Below are 19,716 nucleotides of genomic sequence, written 5' to 3'. Positions count from 1 at the left end.
CGGAGAGTGCCGCATGGACATCGGCGTGGTGCTGCAATGCACACCCCCTCCCTCGCGGGTGGTCGAACTGGCCAGACTGGCGGAGACGCACGGGTTCTCGCACGTCTGGACCTTCGATTCGCATCTGCTCTGGCAAGAGCCCTATGTCATCCACAGCCAGATCCTCGCCGCCACCCGCAAGGTCGTCGTCGGTCCGATGGTGACCAACCCGGCCACCCGGGACTGGACGGTGACGGCGTCGACCTTCGCCACGCTGAACGACATGTTCGGCAACCGCACCGTGTGCGGGATCGGTCGCGGTGACTCGGCTGTGCGGACCCTGGGCGGCAAGCCGACCACCCTGGCCACGCTGCGGGAATCGGTCGAGGTGATCCGGGAACTCGGCAACGGCCGCAGCGCGCGGGTCGGCGACACCGTCGTCCGGTTCCCCTGGGCGGCCGCCTCGCGGCTGGAGGTGTGGGTGGCCGGGTACGGTCCCCGCGCCCTCGATCTGACCGGGGAGGTGGCCGACGGGTTCATCCTCCAACTGGCCGACCCGGACATCACGGCGTGGACCATCGCCCGGGTGCGGGCGGCGGCCGAACGGGTGGGCCGCGACCCGGCGTCGATCCGGATCTGCGTCGCCGCGCCCGCGTACATCACCGACGGATCGGATTCGGCGCTGGCGCACGCACGGGAGCAGTGCCGATGGTTCGGCGGAATGGTCGGCAACCACGTCGCCGACCTCGTCGCGAAATACGGGTCGGGCAGCGACATTCCGGCCGCGCTCACCGAATACATCGCGGGCAGGCAGGGGTACGACTACAACCAGCACGGGCGCGCGGGCAATACGCACGCGGAGTTCGTGCCCGATGCCATTGTGGACCGCTTCTGCCTGCTCGGCACGCCCGACGACCAGCTGGCCCGGCTGCGCGAGCTGGAGAAGCTCGGCGTCCACCAGTTCGCGGTATACCTCCAGCACGACGCCAAGACCGCGACGCTGGAGGCGTACGGCGAATCGGTGCTGCCGCGCCTGGCGCATCCGGTGAACGCTACCGAGGGGGTTGGATGAGCAGGTGGCCGGCCGCGGCGTCCGTCGGCCGAGCGTGGCGTGCGCTATGAGCGCGGTGGGAATCGGCACGTGGTGCGCCGTCGCGGCGGCTGCGGCGTGGCAGCTTGTGTGCGCTGTGAGCGCCCGGCGACACCGACCGTGTGAGGTACTGGTGGAGGCCCGATGAGAGCGGCCTCGACAGCGGCGCCGGCCGGCTACGACATCTGCTGGCTGGCCTTGCTTTTGGCCGATCTGCCGGTGCAGTTGCTGGGCCGGGTCGGTTCCGACCGGGTGTACTGCTTCCGGCAGCGGCGGGCACGCACCGGCCGCCCGCCGCCCCACGGGCCTCTGTTCAACCTTGCCGACCCGGCCACCTACCAGCGCCCTCGGTCACCACCAGCACCGTCACCGCCCGCACCGAGGCATGGTCGCGGCTGCATCCCCGGCTCACCCATTCCGGTCGCTGAGCCACCCACTGCGGTCCGTTGCCGATCATCGAGGGCAGCCTGATCCTGCTGAGCGTGGATCGGCTGCCCGGTTACCGTAACCCGAAACCTTTGTGGCTGTGGGCATCTCGGCCTGCGGGTTTCGCCACCTCCGCCGGAAAACCCCCTTCCGGCCAGCGCGCCGAAACAGTCCAGACCCGGCCCCGGCTGACCGAAAGGCTCCAAGAACCGGCACATCGCACCACACCCCGATGTCGGCAAAACCCGTGTGGCCCCGGCACAGCCGGGGCCACACGGTTAAATCTCAAGTCAGACTTCAGTGCCTGAAAGTGACGACGTAGACGGAGACGCCCGACTGCGGTCCGTCATCGCAGTTCGGTACCGCGCCGCTACCGACGACGGTCACGGTGTCGTTCGCGAAGCGCGTGCTGTCGGCGGACACCTGTCCGGTGGCTGCGAACGCTTTGTTTGCGATGTCCGTGTGTCCGTTGGTCTTGGTGGTGGTACGTGTCCCGTCGGTCCAGTGAGTTGTGACCGTGTCCTCGCATTGCGAACCGGCGGCCGTGCTCGCAATCTCCGATGTTCCCGAGGCCAGAGGCTTCCCCTCACTGTCAGTGCACGAAACTGTGTCCTGCCCCGTGAAGATCCCCGTTTCCGCAATAATGGGAAGTGCGGCCATCTGCGCGACACAAATAGCCTCGATATCGTCGCTTGGCAAGGGGGTGGCGGAGGCGGGGGTGAGGGTCCCTGCACAGCCGAGGAACGCAATTGCCACGCAGACGCTGGCGCGAGCACCGATGCCGGACATGTTCATACGGCGCCTGCTCTCATTATCGAAGATCCTGGAGATCACAGATCGTTCCTTTCCGTTATTCGGGACTGCCCCGAGTTCGGTTGACTCGCTGAGCTGCCCCGGATTTGGCTACCCTGTGGTGTTTGAGGCCGCGAGTGCGGGCTGGCTGGTGAAAAGCGTCCCTCGTCGCCTAGAGCAAGTAGGACACAAAGGGTGCACGCTCTGGAGTGGCCATGACATCCCAGAGCCGCACATGGCGAGGGTCTCGGGCGTGAAGGCGTCCACCCCGATGGACGCCGGAAGCCGAGGTCCCACCAAGCACGATCGCGCCCAGGGTCGACACGTCCATCTCGAGGTCGTGCTCTGCTGTCGTACGTCGGCACACACCCACTCCGCTGTCGACTTCCAGACGGTAGGTCCCCGCTGTATAGCCCCTGGCGTCGTGCACCCGAATCGTGAGTACGCCGTCGGCCGACCACTGACGGGCCTCCAGCGTCCTGGGTACGTCGAGCAGGCGCAGCCAAAGCCCGTCCCGGCGGAGACTCCGAATCCACCGTGCGTCAGTGACCCACCAGCGCAGCGGATCGTCCATCGGCAGCCGCCGCACGTGGATCTCGCCGATCATGTCGATCGAGAACAGATACCGCCACAGCGCACCTGCGGTTTCGCTGTCGGCCGCCAGAAAGTCGATAACCTTCAGCACACCATTGGGTGCCTGCTCCGGTGTCCAACCCGGGGTGATCCGGTACGAGACGAAGCCGCGGTTTTCGATCGCGGCACAATGCCGTGGTCCGCCGCCGGGACCGCTGAGCGACAGTGTCGTCTCCAATGCGGGCGAGGACGGCTCGGTGGAAAGCCGATCCCAGAAGGCCGCGGGGGGAATGACTTCGCCAGGGGTCGCTGCGGCCTGCAGTGCGTACACCCGCTGGGCAGTTTTCCCGGCCTCTTTCCCGATGACTCGCCGCGGCCGGATGCCTGCTCCGGGCACATCGTCGCGCAAACCCGCCCGGCGCACATCGATCTCAGCATATTCGTACCAGACAGCAGGGCCGTGCCCGAATCGCTGGTAGATGGGCCACTCCGAGGGCGAATCCGCGCACAAAGCCTTCTCCTCCTCCGCGGCCCGTCGGTACAGCCGATCCAGCATGATCGTCATCAGCCCCCGTCGAGTAAGTGTCGGGTGGCAGAAACCACCGGTGCACAAGGCCGCCGGCACCGCGGCGCCACCTGGCAGAACCAGGTCGCAGTCCAGCGAAGTGTTCGTCGCGCCGTACCCGTGGTTGTCCTGGATCGCGATGGCTCGCTCGGGCGGATAGACCTGGCGGTGGAAGTCCACAATGGCCGGATCCGGGTCGGTCGGGGTAGCGAGCGTGGTCAACCAGCAGCCCAGCCATTCGGGATAACGATCCTCGGGAATTCCTTCTACGAGACTGAATCCATCAGGCAGGGTGTGGCTCACGGGCAGGCGTCCTCTACAGGTGTACGGACTGGATCACACGAAGACTGTACGGGCAGGTGTACTGGCGAAGTGGTGGATACCCGCAGAACCCCACCGTCGCAAAAGGTCATGCAGTACGCGCCCGTGATCATCAGCCGGTTTCCGGCCTCGAGGTCCACCGGGAGGTGATATGAAGTCGCGGCTCGCATCTCGTCCAAAGGATCGCAGGTTGGTCCGCAAAGGATTACGGGACGGTGCGGGGCGGCCGGGTCGTGGTCCAGGCATCGATGGGTGTGTGGGGACTGTTGGCGCCGTTGGCCGGTAAGAACGGCTGGACCTTGGCGGAAGCGGCTGGCGATATGACGCCGGACGGGACGCAGCGGCTGTTGAACAAGGCTGCGTGGGATGTCGACGGGGTTGTCGGTGCCCGACGAGGTTGCCTTCGCCACCAAAGCAACGTTGGCCAAGCAAATGCTGGCACGGGCGCTGGATGCCGGAGTGCCCGCGCGGTGGGTTACCGCGGAGGAAGCCTACGGCGGTGACTACAAGTTCCGGACCTGGCTGGAAGAGCGGCGGATCGGCTATGTGGTCGCGGTCCCACGCAGCCAAACCATCCCGGTCACCGCGGGCTGCACCCGCGCTGATCACCTTGTTGCACAAGCACCTTCGCAAGCATGGAAACGGCTCAGCTGCGGTGCCGGCGCCAAAGGGCCGCGGATGTTCGACTGGGCGGTGGCTCGCTGCCGACCTACTCGTGGACAACTGGCGAGCTCGAAATCGCCTACTACCGGTGCTGCGCACCCACCGGGACCAGCGATGACGAACTGATCCGGGTCGCTGGCGCCCGCTGGCCGATCGAGGACTGCTTCCAGACCGCCAAAACCGAAGTCGGCCTCGACCATTACCAGGTCCGCCGCTATTGGGACGGTCCGGTGCGCCGGAGTCAACTCGACCGGCGAGGATCCCTCGGCGCCCCGATTCTGTTGCAGTATCACTGAACCGGGATGGCGTGAGAGCCGTCCTCGAGTGTTGCCCATGGCATGCTCGCCACCGCCGCGGGTGCCCTGCTCGCCGTCCCTCACGTTCCACCGCCGCGTACTGCACAGAGACGTGGAATGGACAGCGTGGTGTCCCGCGGCCGAGCTGATCACGCACCGTTGCTGTCCTCGGCTGGATCGAGTATGCGGAGCCGGGAATGTGCCAGTGCTTCGGCCACTGCGGCGCCGGATAGACGGTGAGGTCCAGCGGCTCGTGTCTGCATGCGAAGGCTCGGCCCGTCGCCGTCACCGAAGAATTCGCATACGTGGACGTGCGCGGTGTACACGGAGCCTACGGCGGTTAGGAACGTCTCGTACTCCGCGGGAAACGACCGCAGGACACCCAACGGCAGGGTCTGGAACGCCTGGACCAGGGCGTGGTGGTCGCGGGTTTGCAGGCCGCTGAATCCGGCGGCAACGCGCGGCGGGCTCATCGAGCCGCGAACCGAATGGTAGTCGCAGGCATGGAAATCTGCGGCAAACCGCATGCCGGCGGATGCACTGAGCGCCAGCAGCGTGGCGAGCTGCAGCGCCTCGCGGATGCCGGGCTCGTCTTCGCCTACCACGGCGCTGCTCAGTAGGTTCAACGCCGTGACAAGCGACTGTAGCTGGACGAAGAAGTGCTGATGCCCCAATCGCCAACGCGTCGCAGGACGGTAGCCTCCGCCGCTGACCAAGTATCCGAAATCGGTGCGTGGCCGACCGTGATCGGCATTGCTGCGCATGCCCGCGTACCGGCAGATCGCTGCGTATCCATCGAGCAATTCCCTCACCTGATCGAGAGAAAGGGTAGTCCCCATCTCGGTCAGGTCCGTCAAGATGCGGGCATGGCTCAGGGCAGCGCCGGCGAGCAGCGCGACCTCCGGCTTGGTCGAGACGCGAATGACTGCGAAGAAGGAATCGTGTCCGGTGAAGTCTTCACCGGTCGGCTCTGCGATGTTCGTCGGGTTGTCGGCGAGATCGCCGCAATAGCGAGCAAGGCAGCGTTTCGCCGCGATTGCGAAAGTGCGTGCGTCGTCGTGCATCCTGCCAGGCGCCAAGGACGAATCCATCACCGTCCTGGCGGCGGACTCCAACTCTGAACGCTTCCGTGGCAGGAGCTGCGGGAGTGGAAGGACGAGCAGCTCATCCGGGTCCCTCTCGTTACTGACAGTCCCGTGTGCCATACCCAGCGCCCCTCCATGATCCCGAAGGTCATCCGCAATCGGTGCGATTGTGCGTATCGAATACTCACGGCTTGTGCGGCTGACGGCTGGCCTCGATTACGCATACCGGCCCGTGGGGTCTGATCTGATCAAGCCGGAATCCCGCGGCGCTCAGTAGGTTCTGCCAATCCTGAGCGGTGCGACCGCGTCCGCCCGACATAGCCATCATTGTGAGGTCCAAGAGCCCGACGAGCTGCGGTTCGGAGCTCTCGCCGACGACCATGTCGACAATGACCAAGCGGGTATCAGGAGCTGCGGCCTCGTGGATGCGGGCGAGGGCGTGGGATGCTTGCTCGTCGTTCCATCCCTGCAGCACGCCACAGGCCAGGTAGCAATCCGCATCGGGAGGGACGGCCACAAAGGCGTCGCCAGCTGCGGTGTCGATGCGTTCGCCGACACCCAGTTCCCGCAACACACCAGGCGCGGCAGCTACGACATGAGGCAGGTCGAAGACCGTGCCTCGAAGATGGAGGTGACGGGTCGCGAGGCCTCCGAGCACAGTGCCGTCGGCCCCGCCGATATCCACAACTCTTCGTACTCCGTCGAAGCGCAGCGACGCCAATGCGTCTCGACGCATGACACGCATCAGGTCCGCCATCGCAGCGCTGAAAATGGAGGTCCGTGCGGGGTCGTCACCGAGCCAAGCGTAGAACGGGCGCCCATGCGCGTGTTCGGCCGCCGGCACACCGTCATGCAGGGTGCCCTCCAACTCGGCGAACGCGAGGTAGTGGGTCTGCATCCACATGAGCGCGACGTTGCGGACCGACCCGGGGCTCTCGCTCACTAACGTCGGGCCCAAAAGGCCGAGACCGACGATATCCTCGTCCGCGTCATAGATGAACACCGACTCTGCGGCGAGCGACCGGACCACGCGCCGCAGCATGTCTTCGCGCACACCTGCGAACTCAGCCAGACGAGCTATCGGCACAGGTCCGGCGACGAGCTGGTCCGCAATCGCAGTACGTGCCACGACATACAGTGCCTGCGAAATCTGGAAACCGCCCAGGAGCCGCAGCATGTCAAGAGCTGGCGTAGAGGCCATGAGGGACAATTCTATCCGGAACGCAGCGCAGCTTTTTCATGTTCGTCAACAGTTCTCGGCTGGCTGCGCGGGTCGCGACGAAGTTCTGATCACATTCGCCCAGTCGACTTTTCAGCTCGGCGAGGCGGCGCCCCTTCCAGCATGCCGATCCGGCGTTGGAGTTGGTCGATGTCGGTGCGTGCGTGGTGTCCTGAGTCGTGTCAGCGCGGCGGCTGCCGCACCGGTCCGGCACTCGACCGCCGCCTGGGTACTTCAACCACGTGATGAAGACCCTGAATCGCTTGTGGGCGTGCGCCAATCACGTACCATCCGGCAACAACAGAGAAGGAACAGGCCACAAGCTCGGTGTCCGCCTTAGTCGTCGACTCCGACCGGCCCCGCCCATATCTCGCTGTCGGCAGGCTCTGGTTCGGTGGGGTCGGCGAGGATGATGGCGGTGGTGTAGCCGCCCTGCGATCGGGCCGCCTGCAGCCGTTTGCGCGACCCTGACCCGGCCGTAGACCAGCCCTCCACCCGCCAACTCAGAGTCAACGCCGCCAACCGCGCCAAACACCGCCGCTACGCCGCCAACATCATCGACGCCATCACCAGCCCCGCTCGACGACGATCAAACGCGTTCCGCGGTAACGGATCCGGTCGAGAACCCAGCACATCGCACACCACGGCGGGCGCGGAGGAACTCCCGGATCTCGGTGCGGCGGTCCATCGGTCCACCGTACGACGGAACCCGCTGTTCAGCGTCCCGGAAAGGGTACTGGCAGACCCCGGAACAACCGGGCCTCTTTGGAGGGAACGAGCATTGGCCAGCGCGTGGTCAATTGCGTAACGGGCTGAACACAGTGATCACGGCACTCGCAGGTCGGCCCGCCGGGGCACTCGCCGTGAGCCGCTGCCCGACACTCCAGGCCCGGGATCGCCTGGAAAACTGGAAACCACAGAACGGAGTTTTCTGATGAAGTACGTCTCTTTGCGTGGACTGGATGTCTCCCGGATCGGGCTGGGTGCCATGTCGATGTCCGGCTACTACAACGTCGGGGAGGGTAGCGTCGCCGAGTCGATCCGCACTATCCACCGGGCGTTGGATTTGGGTGTCACGTTCATCGACACCGCCGAGGTCTACGGCCCGTTCATCAACGAGGAACTGGTCGGCCGGGCCATCAACGGCCGTCGTGACCAGGTCGTGCTCGCGATCAAATTTCGGCCTCGTTTCGCCTCTGGAATCCGCGCTTCACCGGCGAGAACTTCCAGCGCAACCTGCGCATCGTCGACGAAGTCCAGGCTGTCGCCACCGAGGCAGGTGCCACCCCAGCGCAGATCGCCCTGGCCTGGCTCCTCGCCCAAGGCGACGACATCGCCCCCATCACCGGCACCAAGCGGGTCGCCCGCGTCGAGGAGAACACCGCCGCCGACGCCATCGAGCTCAGCGCCGAACAGCTCGAACGGCTCAACAACCTCACCCCGCCGCCGGCGAGCGCCACGAGGAAAAGGTCATGGCAACTATCGACCGCTGACCGCCCGCACAGGCAACGATGCTGCGCCGGATTCGCCAGATTGCCGCCGTAGGCACCCGCCTGCGTCAGATCGTGCAGACTGCCGCGTCGGACACCACGGCCAGGACCGACGTCCTCGGTCAGATCGACGCGATCGACCGGGTGCGCGGACCTGACCGCTATCCAGGCCCGCGCAGACGGTGCCGGTGTGCCCGCGAGTTAAGCTGCCGTTGCACGGCGGCTCGGGCACACCGGCCCGCATGGACCGACGAGCAACTGCTCCCGGCACCTCGCCGACACCCGCCAGCTGGCCGACATGGCCGCCATCACCGTCGCACGCGAGCACCTGCTCGCCACCGACAGTGTCACCGTTGAACCGGACCCACTTGCGGCACAAAGACCGGCACGGTCACCGCCAATCACGACGGCCGCGGGGCGTATTTCGATCTCCCCCGATAGCGGGAATCATCGGTTCCGGACGTCTGGGCTGCGCACGTTCGTCGGCATCTGCTTGTGTTGAGTTCTCGTGTGCCCGAGGCCGTTCAGGGGGACTGTCCGTTCACAGATCGCCTGGCCTCTGCTCGAGGCCAGCTGCGCCTGCTACGGTTCTTCCTCAGCATGCCGGGCTTTCCTCATGACCCAGAATCACTCAATTGCCGAAAGATCTTTGATACCGCAGGATACTCGCGGCCCAGAGTGTTGTTTCCGTATTCGGCTCGGGGCAGACGATTCTCCAACGGCGTACGGTCAACTGGATCCCGCAAGCGTTTCCAGAGGATTTCGTATCGCTTGCGTGTTGTCGGCACCGTTGCGATAGCGCAGCAGCCGCTCGTCGGAGCTGCCGCCCCGGATTTCATGATGCCGGAGAAGTGCCCGCATCAAGGTGTGGGAGACCGGTTGCCATCGTTGGCTACCTCCTTTCTCCCGCAACCGGATCAAGCACTGACCCGGGTCGAGATCCAGACGCCGCAATGCCAACGCACCGCAGATCCGGCAGGCCTTCTCGGTGTGGAGGCGCAGCAGCAGAGTGTCGAGCTCCGGATCGTTTCCGGTGCGTCCGGCTACTTGGTTGATTTCGGCCAGAACCAAGCTCGAGATGGCCCGGCGGCTCGATGGCCGACTTCGGGGTCTGGTCAGCTTTCGGGCCGGACTGCGACCGTCCGGAATATGCCCGTCGTTCTCGGCCTTGCGATACAGGCACCGCAACGCGGCGATTGTGTTCTGTGCGGCCACTCGGCCTCCGCGATCGTTGCTGCGGATCAGGCGGAGATTTCTCGAGGTCCCGATCAATTGTTCGCGATCAGTGGTGGTGGGCTCGTCGATCGGCCGGTCGGGCCAGCCAGGGACCTCGAGAATTCTTGTCCAGCAGCTCTTGTATGCCTTCCGTGTCCCTCCCTCGGGTATTGCGGCGAGAAGTTGCGGAAATACGTGGCGAAGGTCGGTCGAGGTGTGCGAGAGGACGAGCCCGCTCGCAGCAGGTCCTCGGGAGTCACGCCGAGTTTGCTCAGTAGGAGGGCCGCAGCCTCGCAGTTCCGTCGGTAGTCGAAGGTAGCCCTTCCGCGTCACCGCGGCGGAGCCGTTCGCGCGGAGGGACAGGACGGCTATTCCGCCGCGGATACGCCAGCCGAGGCGGTCACCCGGCTCCCAGCCCCATGAGCGACCAGCTCACGGTCCATGATCTGTCCATGCGTATCGACCGGACGCAACGAGTACCTGGCCGCGTCCGGGCGATGGCGACGCATGGAGGCGAGCGGCAGCTCGACCATGTCTCGTGCCGTGGCTCCGGGATGCGTGACGGCCTGGCCGAGGCCTTCGGACCTGTGTGGAATCACAGGCGGGACAGTTCTCGTCATAGACCCGCGCCTCCGGCCGCGCAGGAGTCGCAATCGGGCTATGGTGCCAATGTGCTGTTCTATCCAGCTTCGAAGGGGGAATTCGCCCCATGATCGGGTCAGATCACGTCTTCTATCCGTGGAGCGCCCAGGCCGAGCTGAACCCGGTGCCGATCACCGGGGCGTCCGGCTCGTACTTCTGGGACGCCGCAGGCAAACGCTACCTCGACTTCTCCTCCCAGCTCGTCAACGTCAACATCGGCCATCAGCATCCCGACCTCGTCGCCGCGATCGTGGCGCAGGCACAGCGACTCACCACCATCTCGCCGACTGTCGGGAACGAGGCGCGCAGCGAGCTGGCACGCCTGATCGTCGAACGGGCGCCCGGCGAGCTGAACCGGATCCTGTTCACCACCGGCGGCGCGGAAGCCGTCGAGCATGCGGTGCGCCTCGCCCGCAGCTACACCGGGCGCACGAAAATGCTTGCCGCGTATCGCTCTTACCACGGCGGCACCGGCATCGCGATCGGCCTGACCGGTGAACCCCGCCGTTGGGGCGCGGAGCCGACCAACGTCGACGTGGTGCGGTTCTTCGGACCGTATCCGTATCGTTCGCCGTGGGACACCGCCACTCCCGAGGAGGAGACCGCCGCCGCGCTGGCCCATCTGCGGCAGGTGATCGAACTGGAAGGTCCGCAACACATCGCGGGTCTGATCTTGGAGACGGTGGTCGGCACCAACGGCGTGCTCGTACCGCCGCCTGGGTATCTCGCGGGGGTGCGTGCCCTGTGCGACGAATTCGGCATCGTCTACATCGCCGACGAGGTGATGGTCGGGTTTGGCCGGGTGGGCGAGTGGTTCGCGGTGCAGGCGTTCGGGGTCGCGCCGGATCTGATCACGTTCGCCAAGGGCGTGAACTCCGGTTACGTCCCGCTCGGCGGCGTGCTCATGGCGGAACGGATCGCCCAGCGGTATGACCACACGGTGTATCCGGGTGGTCTCACTTACGCCGGACATCCGCTGGCCTGCGCGGCGGGGGTCGCCTCGATCGAGGTGTTCGAGCGAGACGGCATCCTGGACCACGTGCGCTCGGTAGGCGCCGACGTGCTCGGAAAAGGTTTGCGGGAGCTGACCACCCGGCATCCGAGCGTCGGCGAGGTGCGCGGGCTCGGCTTCTTCTGGGCGCTGGAACTGGTGCGCGACCCGCACACCCGGCAGCCGTTGGTCCCGTTCGCCGCCGCGGGCGCGGCCGCCGAACCGATGGCCGCAGTCACCGCGGCGGCCAAGGAACGCGGGCTGTGGCCGTTCAACGCGGGCAACCGTTTCCAGATCGCACCGCCGCTCACCACGACGGCGGACGAACTGCGGTCCGGCCTGGAGATCGTCGACGAGGTGCTCGACGTGGCCGACGGCTACGTCCAGGCGGGCTGATCCGGTTTCAGTGCGGCGTCAGCTCGACCACGACGCCGCCCTGCTGCCAGGTCTGGTAGATGTCGGCTTTCGAGGGCGAACCGTCGGCGGTGCGGCCGATACCGTTGAACTTCGCGTTCTGCCGGTTGTCCCGCGCGATGATCTCGTAGAGCCGCAGCACGTCGACCTCGGCGGTGTGGACCACCGGGTCGAACGTGCGTGGTCTCCCGCCGAACGATGCCTGCACCGGTGCGCCTGCGAGCAAGTTCTTGACCCAGGGGTGCTGGGCCGTGCCGATGAGCAGTGCCTCCCCGTGCCTCGTGTAGGCCAGTGGCACGTCATAGACGGTGCCAGACTTGCGCCCGACAATGTGCAGGATCATCAACCTTTTGCCGACAACGCCGGAGATCCCCGGGACACGGAGCAGCGTCCGCACGACCCCGTTCACCACCCGCTGATACGACGGAATGGGTTCGGGGCCGGACGTGGTCGGTGTGCCGTAAGGGTTTTCGGACCAAGGTTTCTCGGTCATGACTGCGCCTCGCTGACGCGAGGCTCCGTCATGACCGAGCGATGCTCGGCCGTGCTTGTTGTTCGCTCGCTGCGCTCGCTCATGACTCCAGTATCGAACGGCGCGGCCGGGTACGCGGGGCGGTGGCCGAGACTCGCCAGCGCGGTGGCCGATGGTTTCCGCGGCGACCGACTGCCGTCGCGCTGGTGGGCGCTGTGGCCCTCGGTACCCTGCGTGCATGACCTCCCGGCAGACACAGATCTGGCACAACCCGCAATGCACCAAGAGCCGCAACGCGACCGCGTTCCTCGACGAGGCGGGCATCGAGTACTCGGTGCGCAGATACCTCGACGAGCCGCCGACCGCCGCCGAACTGCGTGACGTGCTGCGGCGGCTCGGTGCCGAACCGTGGGACATCACCCGCATCGGCGAGCGGATCGCCAAGGACCTGGGAATGGCGAGCTGGGGGCGCACCGCCGCCGACCGGGACCGGTGGATCGAGGCGCTGGCCGAACACCCGAAGCTGATCCAGCGCCCCATCGTGCTGACCGCGGACGACGGCGCCGTCGTCGCGCGGGACGACGCCGCGCTCGAGGCGATCTCTCGGCCCTGATCCGGCCGACCCTTCCTTCGAAATCAGGCGGTAGGGTCGGCGGACATGAAGGTACAACTGCGCCACAACCCCGCCTCGACCATCGCGCGGTGCTTCCTGTCGGGTGGCGAGCCGATGCGCGTCGAGAGCGGTGCCATGGTCGCCCATTCGGCGGGAGTCACATTGCAGGCCAAGGCCGAAGGCGGCATCCTAGCCGGATTGAAGCGGTCGGTGCTGGCCGGCGAGTCCTTCTTCGTCTCGACGTTCACCGCGCCGTCGCAGGGCGGCTGGGTGGATGTGGCGCCCGCGCTGCCCGGCGATATGCTGAATCTTCAGATCAGTCCGGATCGCCCGTTCTTCATCAGCCGCGGCGGCTGGATCGCCAACTCGCACGGCGTGCAGGTGGAGAGCAAGTGGGGCGGTTTCGCGAACCTGTTCGGTGGCGAGGGCGGGTTCGGTCTGCGCGCGCACGGCGAAGGGGAGATCGTCGTCGGTGTGTTCGGCGCGATCGATGTCATCGATCTGCAACCAGGCGAGCCGATCACCATCGACACCGGTCACGTGGTGGCCTATGACCTGGCGATGAATTTCACTATTCGCCGGGCGGTTTCGGGCCGGTCGATCCAGTCGCTGAAGTCGGGTGAGGGATTCGTGTTCGACTTCACCGGTCCCGGCCGGGTACTGCTGCAAACCCGCAACCCCGGCGCCTTTGCCGCGTGGGCGGGTTCGGTGACCTCGTCCAGCTGATCATCTCGGCGGCCCACCGGAGTCCTTCGGCCGGTGGGCCGTTCCGGTCAGGATGTCCGGTATCAGCAACCGGGTGTCCGGGACGAACGGCCAGTCCGGGTCGGCGAGGTGCGCGCGCAGTTCGGCATCGGTCCACCACCAGCCGTCGGCGATCTCCTCGGGCTGGTGCCGGATCGGTCCCGCGTAGCGCAATTCGTACGCGAACAGGTGGCAACGCATGGGTCTGCCCTGCCAGTCGCCATCCCAGGAGACGCGCGCCAGCGACCGCGGGGCCGCCTCGTGTGGGCCGAGCAGGATGCCCAATTCCTCGGCGAGTTCGCGGATGGCGGTGTCGCGCGGGGCTTCGCCCGGCTCGACCACGCCGCCCGCGAGGCAGTCGTGCATGCCCGCGAAGACCATCTTGGTGTCGGTGCGCCGGTGCACGTAGACCCGATTGCCGTCGCGCGACCGCAACAGCACGCCTGCGCTGGCGTGCCACAGTCCGTCGCGGTAGACCGTGGCCCGTGCCGCGGCGCCGACCGGTTCGCCCGTCGGGTCGTAGACCGCGATCAGCTCGGAGCCGGGTGCGTCGGCGTCCGGTGACTGACGGCAGGGCGGAATCGGCACGGGTCGAGGGTAACGTGAACCGCACGCCGCCCCGAGCGAGGATCGCCCCGAGGGTGCTTCCGTGCGCATCGGCGAATTTCAACCGGTATGTACCAATCCGACCGCGGGCCTTCTCCAGTTCTGGTCACAAACATTCGGCTACCCGCCGAGATCCCGATCGGTCGTACCGATCAGGGCGGAGGGTGGTAGGCCGAAGGTGCGCCTGCAGGTGCGGGTCAGGTGCGCGGTGTCGGAGAAACCCGCGGCATGCGCGGCCGTGGCGAGATCGTCGCCGGCCATTACCCGGGTCGTCGCGATGTGCAGACGCAGCCAGAGGATATAGCGGCGCAACGGGATGCCGACCTGGTCGATGAACAGTTGCGTCAGTCGCGTCGCCGAAACACCCAGCTGGCGTGCGACATCCGAGCCACGCACCGAGCCCTCCCGGACCAGCGCGGGCAGCAGGTGCAGAGCCGCGGTCACAACGGCGTTCCGCTCGACCGTGCCGGTCTCGCCGCCTTCGCGCAGCAGATCGTCGACGACGGTGGTGACATGCTCGGTCAAATCGCCGTGAGCAGGATCGATCCCGGCCATGTCGGCCCAGCCGTGCAGGTGCGCTCTGCGGTCGGCGGCGGCACCGGCGACGGTCTCCGGGTCGAGGTAGACGGCAGTGCCGTGTGCGGCGCCGACATCGATCCGATGCGGCGCGTCGGTCGGAACGATAACGTGGGTGCCGTGCAGGCGGGCGCCGCTTCCGTCCACCACCACTATCGGGCTAGAGGCCGCGACGATCTGCACCGCGTGATGGGCGTGCAACTCCGTCGAGCCGATCGCCCCCTCGAAGGCCAGGATCCCGGGCCGTAGTAGCGCGGTACCCGCACGTGGCGCGGCGGCCCGGGCGTCCGCCGACGTCGAGAAGTCGTTGATGACCAGAGCCTTCATCGGATGCTCCCGGCTGACGCACTCTCGCTGGATCCTCCGACGAGACTAGCCTTTTCGACGCCGCGGCAGTCGCACTTTGCCGATCGCCGCCGCTGATACCCGGGACGAGGTCACCGCGGCCAGGATCCGCCAGGTCCATGCCGATGCGGCGGAACCATGCGGCACCTCGACTCTCATCGGGTTACCGCATCGACTCCATGAATCCAGGACTCTGCTCGGGTCAGCTGTCGGTGACGTCGATGTCGCGCCAAAAGGCGACGTAGTTCTTTATCTGGGCCGCCTCGGGTTTCGGGTCGGGGTAGTACCAGGCGGCGTCCGGGTTGGATTCGCCGTCGACCACCACGGTGTAGTAGCTCGCGGTGCCCTTCCAGGGGCAGACCGTGTTGGTGTCGGAGGACTGGAAGAACTCGGAGTGCACCGAGTCCGGTGGGAAGTAGTGGTTGCCTTCGACGACGAGGGTGTCGTCGCTGGTCGCGAGGACGCGGCCGTGCCAGGTTGCCGTTGCCATACCCCGATTCTGCCCCAGCAGCGGGAATGGTGGGCGGGGCCTGGCGGCGGATCGGGGTTCCAGAGCCGAGCGCCACGCATAGTGCTCGCAGTGATCGCCCGGTATCCGCCGGGTGCTCGTCCGTTCAGAGCCGCCGCCTCCGGGTGCTGCCCACGCAGGAGGTTGTCGACCGCGCCGGCGCCCACACGCCGCCCTGTGGGACGTCTGGTCGCCAGGCACTGCGAGGCGCCGCTATGACACCGGAATCGCCGGAGCGCGAGGCCGCCATGTACCGCGAGGCCGCCATGTACGTAGCCCGACGGCCCCGACGGGTCCGGCGAGGATTCGGCCGGAGCGCTACAGCTTGCGCGCAGAGAGACGTTGCTGAGCGCGCGACCAGGCATCCGGCCTGATCATGGATCTCGGCCCGCGATCAAGCGGGCGGTTCCGGGGCGGATCGTGCTGGTTCGAGCCGGAATCCGGGGCGATGGACTTCGACGGCCAGTGCGACCAGTTCGGTCATGTGGCCGCCGTCCGTGCCTGCGCGACGCATCGCCTCCGCGACCGGGAAAGTCCGAACCTCGAGGATTTGTTCGGCGTCGTCGGGGTTGGTCGGTGCGGAGTCGAGCACCACATCGGCGGCGCACCAGAGCCACGCCTTGTGCGGGTGCGGCTGCCACTCGCGGTACGGTGCCGGGCGATTGCTGGTGGCGTGGTGGGCGCCGAGCCATCGAATCGGGCCGACCGGTCGTGCGCCCGCCTCCTCCCGCAACTCCCTGCCGACGCATTCGTCGACGGACTCGCCGCGCTCCCTGGTGCCACCGGGAACCAGCCAGATGTCGCGATCGTCGCGGCAGAGCACGATCTCGTCGCCGACGAAGCAGACCACATGGACGTTGGTGACCAGTCCGTCGGGCGGGAGCTCGGTGGAGAATCGGGCGTCCAGACCGCCCCATACCCAATGTGTCGGCATGTGCAGCAGAGGGTAGCGGTCGGCGAGTGTCACGAAACGACGGTAGCGGCCCCCCGGGGCTCTCTTCGATGCGACCAATCGGGTGGGTACGGGGGGCGTTGTCGGTTCCGGCACGCGGTGCCGCACCTGGGTATCCGCGCGGAGATCGGCGATCGATTCGGTCATCGGGATTTCATCTCGGATACCGTCGCGTTCAGGCGGCGGAGGAAGAGGTGTCGTCGTTGGGGCATGTCGGTGCTCCTGGATAGAGTGCGTGTGTGGATGAGGTGGTGCGGTACACGTACCGGCTTCGGCCGGGTGCCACCGCCGAAGCGGCGCTTCTGGCCGAGTGGGGGCGGTGTCGGTGGTTGTGGAATGAGGCCGTCCACCAACAGAAATCGGGTGCCAAGCCGACGCTCGCGAAGCTGGGGAAACTGCTCACCGACGCCCGCACGAAACTCCCATGGCTGCGCGAGGGCTCCCAGGTCGTCCAACAACAGGCGCTTCGCGGATACGCGCAATCCTCGGATCACTCGTTCAAGGTGAAGGGACGCCGCAAACCGAGGATCAAGGCCCGGAAGAACACGTTGCCGTCGCTGGAATACACCACTCGGGGATTCGGCATCAAGGACCGACGCCTCGTGCTGCCGAAGGGCGTCACGATTCCGGTGGTCTGGTCGCGTGAGCTTCCGTCCGAGCCGACTTCGGTTCGGGTGTACCGGGATTGCCTGGGCCATTGGTACGCGTCGTTCGTTGTGCGCCGGGCGGTCGAAGCCATGCCCCGCGCTGAGGGTGGTGTCGGGATCGATTGGGGTGTCGCCACGACCGCGACCGCGAGTGATCCGGCGTTCGACCTGCCGTATCTGGGGCATCGGAAGCGGTGTGCCGCCGAGTTGGCGAAGGCGCAACGGAAGATGGCGCGCCGCTACCGCAAGAGTAGGCCGCAGTCCAGGGGTTATGTGGACGCGAAGCGGCAGGCCGCGAGGCTGGCGAAGAAGGCGATGCGTCAAACCCGGCACGATTCGCGGGTGTGGGCGAAGCGGGTTGTGCAGGCTCATGACTTGATCGCGGTCGAGGACTTCACACCAGTGTTCTTGGCGAGGTCGACGATGGCCCGTAAGTCGGCCGATGCCGCTATCGGTGCGGCGAAACGAGAGTTGATCGAACGGGCTCGGCGGGCCGGCCGGAGGGTGGTGTTGGTTCGGCCCGCGTACACGACGATGACGTGTTCGGGTTGTTTCGCGAGAGCCAAGCAGCGACTCGAACTCGGTGAACGAAGGTTCCGGTGCGGGGAATGCGGTCATACCGACACCCGCGACCGTAACGCTGCCCGAGTGATTCTGGCTACGGCAGAACGGGGCCATAACAGTGTCGAGGACATCAGACAAGCGGATCGACCTCCTTCCGGGGATGTCGGTGCGGTTGCAGTCTGAGCTGGAAATCTCCCTACCTTCAGGCAGGAGAACCGTTAAGTACCGACTATCGCGTCGACCTGCGCGAGAGGGGTCCTCCGGAAGTACCACCTGCGGTATGACATTTGGACTCCGCCGGTCGCGACGGGTGCGGCCGGGTGCGTCGCCTAGGCTCGACACCATGCAGCGCATCATCGGAATCGAGGTCGAGTACGGCATCGCGACCCCTACCGAGCCGTCGGCCAACCCGATCCTCACCTCCACGCAGGCGGTTCTCGCGTACGCCGCGGCCGAGGGCGTGCCGCGTGCGAAGCGCACCCGCTGGGACTACGAGGTGGAGTCGCCGCTGCGTGACGCGCGCGGATTCGACCTGAGCCGGATGAATGGGCCCGCGCCCGTGATCGATGCCGATGAGGTCGGCGCGGCCAACATGATTCTCACCAATGGCGCCCGGCTCTACGTCGACCACGCTCACCCCGAATACTCCGCGCCGGAGGTCACCGACCCCTTGGACGCGGTGATCTGGGATAAGGCAGGCGAGCGGGTGATGGAGGCCGCCGCACGGCACGCCTCGAGCGTGCCAGGGGCCCCGCGACTGCAGCTGTACAAGAACAACGTCGACGGCAAGGGCGCCTCTTACGGCACCCACGAGAACTATCTGATGAGCCGCGACACCCCGTTCAACCAGATCATCGTGGGGCTCACCCCGTTCTTCGTGTCCCGCCAGGTGATTTGCGGCTCCGGCCGGGTCGGCATCGGCCAGTCCGGAGACCATGCGGGCTTCCAGCTGTCCCAGCGCTCCGACTACATCGAGGTCGAGGTCGGCCTGGAGACCACGCTCAAGCGCGGCATCATCAACACTCGGGATGAACCGCACGCCGACGCGGACAAGTACCGCAGGCTGCACGTCATCATCGGTGATGCCAACCTGGCCGAGATGTCGACCTACCTCAAGGTCGGCACCACCGCCTTGGTCCTCGACCTGATCGAGGCGGGGGAGGACTTGTCCGACCTGCAGCTTGCCCGCCCGGTCACCGCGGTGCACGCGATCAGCCACGACCCGACCCTGCGGGCCATCGTCGCGCTCGCCGACGGCCGCGAGCTCACCGGTCTCGCGCTGCAGCGCGTCTACCTGGACCGGGTGGTCAAGTTCGTGGATCGCACGGGCAACGACGACAAGCGCGTCCAGGACATCATCGAGAACTGGGCGATGGTCCTCGACCTGCTCGAGCGCGACCCGATGGAGTGCGCGAGCTTGCTCGACTGGCCCGCCAAGCTACGTCTGCTCGAGGGTATGCGCAGCCGGGAGGGCCTCGGCTGGGCGGCGCCCAAGCTGCACCTGATGGACCTGCAGTATTCCGACGTGCGCCTGGACAAGGGCCTCTACAACCGCCTGGTCGCGCGCGGCTCGATGAAGCGGTTGATCAACGAGCAGCAGGTCTTGGACGCCATGACCAACCCGCCCACCGACACCCGCGCATATTTCCGCGGCGAATGCCTGCGCCGTTTCGGCGCCGATATCGCCGCGGCGAGCTGGGACTCGGTGATCTTCGATCTGGGCGGCGACTCACTGGTCCGCATCCCCACGCTCGAGCCGCGTCGCGGCACCAAAGCGCACGTCGGAAAGCTGCTCGACGGTGTCGACACCGCTGCCGACCTGGTAGAACAGCTCACCACATAGGGTTTCGTTCTACCGCCCGCCGCGTCGCAGGCGCGGCCATAAACACAGGGCGTCGCAAATTAGACACAGTGTCGGTGTCGCTGGG

General features: G+C 66.6%; 19 protein-coding genes and 2 pseudogenes. 8 read left to right on the top strand and 13 right to left on the bottom strand.

The genetic code is table 11. The annotated features are described in order from the left end of the window. The first annotated feature begins 13 nt into the window (after positions 1 to 13). Positions 14 to 1,051 (top strand): TIGR03842 family LLM class F420-dependent oxidoreductase, encoded by a 1,038-nt coding sequence (locus tag OHB12_RS10025; RefSeq protein WP_327118334.1) that lies wholly within the window; start codon positions 14 to 16, stop codon positions 1,049 to 1,051. A gap of 331 nt (positions 1,052 to 1,382) precedes the next feature. Here the strand turns inward: OHB12_RS10025 and OHB12_RS10020 are convergent, their stop codons facing one another. The 3 genes from OHB12_RS10020 to OHB12_RS10010 form a co-directional block, all read right to left on the bottom strand. Then, on the bottom strand, positions 1,383 to 1,526 hold the full coding sequence (locus tag OHB12_RS10020) for a hypothetical protein (protein ID WP_327118332.1): 144 nt from the start codon (positions 1,524 to 1,526) through the stop codon (positions 1,383 to 1,385). Positions 1,527 to 1,792: 266 nt separating this feature from the next. Then, a complete protein-coding gene (locus OHB12_RS10015) occupies positions 1,793 to 2,329 on the bottom strand; it encodes a hypothetical protein (RefSeq protein ID WP_327118330.1) in 537 nt (178 codons plus the stop codon). A gap of 130 nt (positions 2,330 to 2,459) precedes the next feature. Then, complete coding sequence (locus tag OHB12_RS10010; protein ID WP_327118328.1) at positions 2,460 to 3,728, bottom strand: GNAT family N-acetyltransferase; 1,269 nt, start codon at positions 3,726 to 3,728, stop codon at positions 2,460 to 2,462. 254 nt (positions 3,729 to 3,982) lie between these two features. Here OHB12_RS10010 and OHB12_RS10005 point away from each other — a divergent pair. Then, positions 3,983 to 4,627 (top strand): annotated as a pseudogene (locus OHB12_RS10005) (IS701 family transposase); the annotation flags it as partial. 227 nt (positions 4,628 to 4,854) lie between these two features. Here the strand turns inward: OHB12_RS10005 and OHB12_RS10000 are convergent. The 3 genes from OHB12_RS10000 to OHB12_RS09990 form a co-directional block, all read right to left on the bottom strand. Beyond that, a complete protein-coding gene (locus tag OHB12_RS10000; protein ID WP_327118324.1) occupies positions 4,855 to 5,910 on the bottom strand; it encodes a hypothetical protein in 1,056 nt (351 codons plus the stop codon). Between the two features lie 64 nt (positions 5,911 to 5,974). After that, complete coding sequence (locus OHB12_RS09995; protein ID WP_327118322.1) at positions 5,975 to 6,991, bottom strand: methyltransferase; 1,017 nt, start codon at positions 6,989 to 6,991, stop codon at positions 5,975 to 5,977. A 354-nt stretch (positions 6,992 to 7,345) separates the two neighbouring features. Next, the gene (locus tag OHB12_RS09990) at positions 7,346 to 7,540 is read right to left on the bottom strand and encodes a hypothetical protein (protein WP_327118320.1); all 195 of its coding nucleotides are present in this window, start codon (positions 7,538 to 7,540) and stop codon (positions 7,346 to 7,348) included. A gap of 403 nt (positions 7,541 to 7,943) precedes the next feature. On the opposite strand from OHB12_RS09990, the pseudogene OHB12_RS09985 reads away from it, so the two are divergent. Further along, positions 7,944 to 8,502 (top strand): annotated as a pseudogene (locus OHB12_RS09985) (aldo/keto reductase). 726 nt (positions 8,503 to 9,228) lie between these two features. Here the strand turns inward: OHB12_RS09985 and OHB12_RS09980 are convergent. Further along, a complete protein-coding gene (locus OHB12_RS09980) occupies positions 9,229 to 9,714 on the bottom strand; it encodes a hypothetical protein (protein WP_327118318.1) in 486 nt (161 codons plus the stop codon). Between the two features lie 368 nt (positions 9,715 to 10,082). Continuing rightward, on the bottom strand, positions 10,083 to 10,334 hold the full coding sequence (locus tag OHB12_RS09975) for a hypothetical protein (protein ID WP_327118316.1): 252 nt from the start codon (positions 10,332 to 10,334) through the stop codon (positions 10,083 to 10,085). Positions 10,335 to 10,423: 89 nt separating this feature from the next. Here OHB12_RS09975 and OHB12_RS09970 point away from each other — a divergent pair, with 89 nt between their 5' ends. Continuing rightward, complete coding sequence (locus OHB12_RS09970) at positions 10,424 to 11,743, top strand: aspartate aminotransferase family protein (RefSeq protein WP_327118314.1); 1,320 nt, start codon at positions 10,424 to 10,426, stop codon at positions 11,741 to 11,743. A 7-nt stretch (positions 11,744 to 11,750) separates the two neighbouring features. Here the strand turns inward: OHB12_RS09970 and OHB12_RS09965 are convergent, their stop codons facing one another. Beyond that, a complete protein-coding gene (locus tag OHB12_RS09965; RefSeq protein ID WP_327118312.1) occupies positions 11,751 to 12,254 on the bottom strand; it encodes a nitroreductase/quinone reductase family protein in 504 nt (167 codons plus the stop codon). Positions 12,255 to 12,471: 217 nt separating this feature from the next. Between OHB12_RS09965 and OHB12_RS09960 the strand changes: the two genes are divergently transcribed. Then, positions 12,472 to 12,846 carry an arsenate reductase family protein gene (locus OHB12_RS09960; RefSeq protein WP_327118310.1) on the top strand — a complete coding sequence of 125 codons (375 nt, stop codon included), beginning with the start codon at positions 12,472 to 12,474 and terminating at the stop codon, positions 12,844 to 12,846. 45 nt (positions 12,847 to 12,891) lie between these two features. Next, positions 12,892 to 13,572: a TIGR00266 family protein gene (locus OHB12_RS09955; RefSeq protein ID WP_327118308.1), complete on the top strand. Its 681-nt coding sequence runs from the start codon at positions 12,892 to 12,894 to the stop codon at positions 13,570 to 13,572. On the opposite strand, the gene OHB12_RS09950 is transcribed toward OHB12_RS09955, so the two are convergent. From OHB12_RS09950 to OHB12_RS09935, 4 genes are all read right to left on the bottom strand, one after another. Then, a complete protein-coding gene (locus tag OHB12_RS09950; protein ID WP_327118306.1) occupies positions 13,573 to 14,178 on the bottom strand; it encodes an NUDIX hydrolase in 606 nt (201 codons plus the stop codon). 138 nt (positions 14,179 to 14,316) lie between these two features. Next, complete coding sequence (locus OHB12_RS09945; protein WP_327118304.1) at positions 14,317 to 15,099, bottom strand: helix-turn-helix transcriptional regulator; 783 nt, start codon at positions 15,097 to 15,099, stop codon at positions 14,317 to 14,319. Positions 15,100 to 15,319: 220 nt separating this feature from the next. Further along, positions 15,320 to 15,607, bottom strand: a complete 288-nt coding sequence (locus OHB12_RS09940) for a DUF427 domain-containing protein (RefSeq protein WP_327118302.1) — start codon at positions 15,605 to 15,607, stop codon at positions 15,320 to 15,322. A 412-nt stretch (positions 15,608 to 16,019) separates the two neighbouring features. Next, positions 16,020 to 16,724: an NUDIX domain-containing protein gene (locus OHB12_RS09935; RefSeq protein WP_327118300.1), complete on the bottom strand. Its 705-nt coding sequence runs from the start codon at positions 16,722 to 16,724 to the stop codon at positions 16,020 to 16,022. 92 nt (positions 16,725 to 16,816) lie between these two features. On the opposite strand from OHB12_RS09935, the gene OHB12_RS09930 reads away from it, so the two are divergent. Together OHB12_RS09930 and dop are read left to right on the top strand one after the other, a co-directional pair. Beyond that, positions 16,817 to 17,971 carry an RNA-guided endonuclease InsQ/TnpB family protein gene (locus tag OHB12_RS09930; RefSeq protein ID WP_327118298.1) on the top strand — a complete coding sequence of 385 codons (1,155 nt, stop codon included), beginning with the start codon at positions 16,817 to 16,819 and terminating at the stop codon, positions 17,969 to 17,971. A gap of 160 nt (positions 17,972 to 18,131) precedes the next feature. Continuing rightward, on the top strand, positions 18,132 to 19,631 hold the full coding sequence (dop, locus tag OHB12_RS09925; protein WP_327118296.1) for a depupylase/deamidase Dop: 1,500 nt from the start codon (positions 18,132 to 18,134) through the stop codon (positions 19,629 to 19,631). Positions 19,632 to 19,716 lie beyond the last annotated feature (85 nt).

The sequence above is a fragment of the Nocardia sp. NBC_01730 genome (genome assembly GCF_035920445.1).
In the GTDB taxonomy this organism is placed as follows: Bacteria; Actinomycetota; Actinomycetes; order Mycobacteriales; family Mycobacteriaceae; genus Nocardia.
Note: the sequence above shows the minus strand (reverse complement) of the source record. Positions and strands in the feature narration are given on the sequence as shown.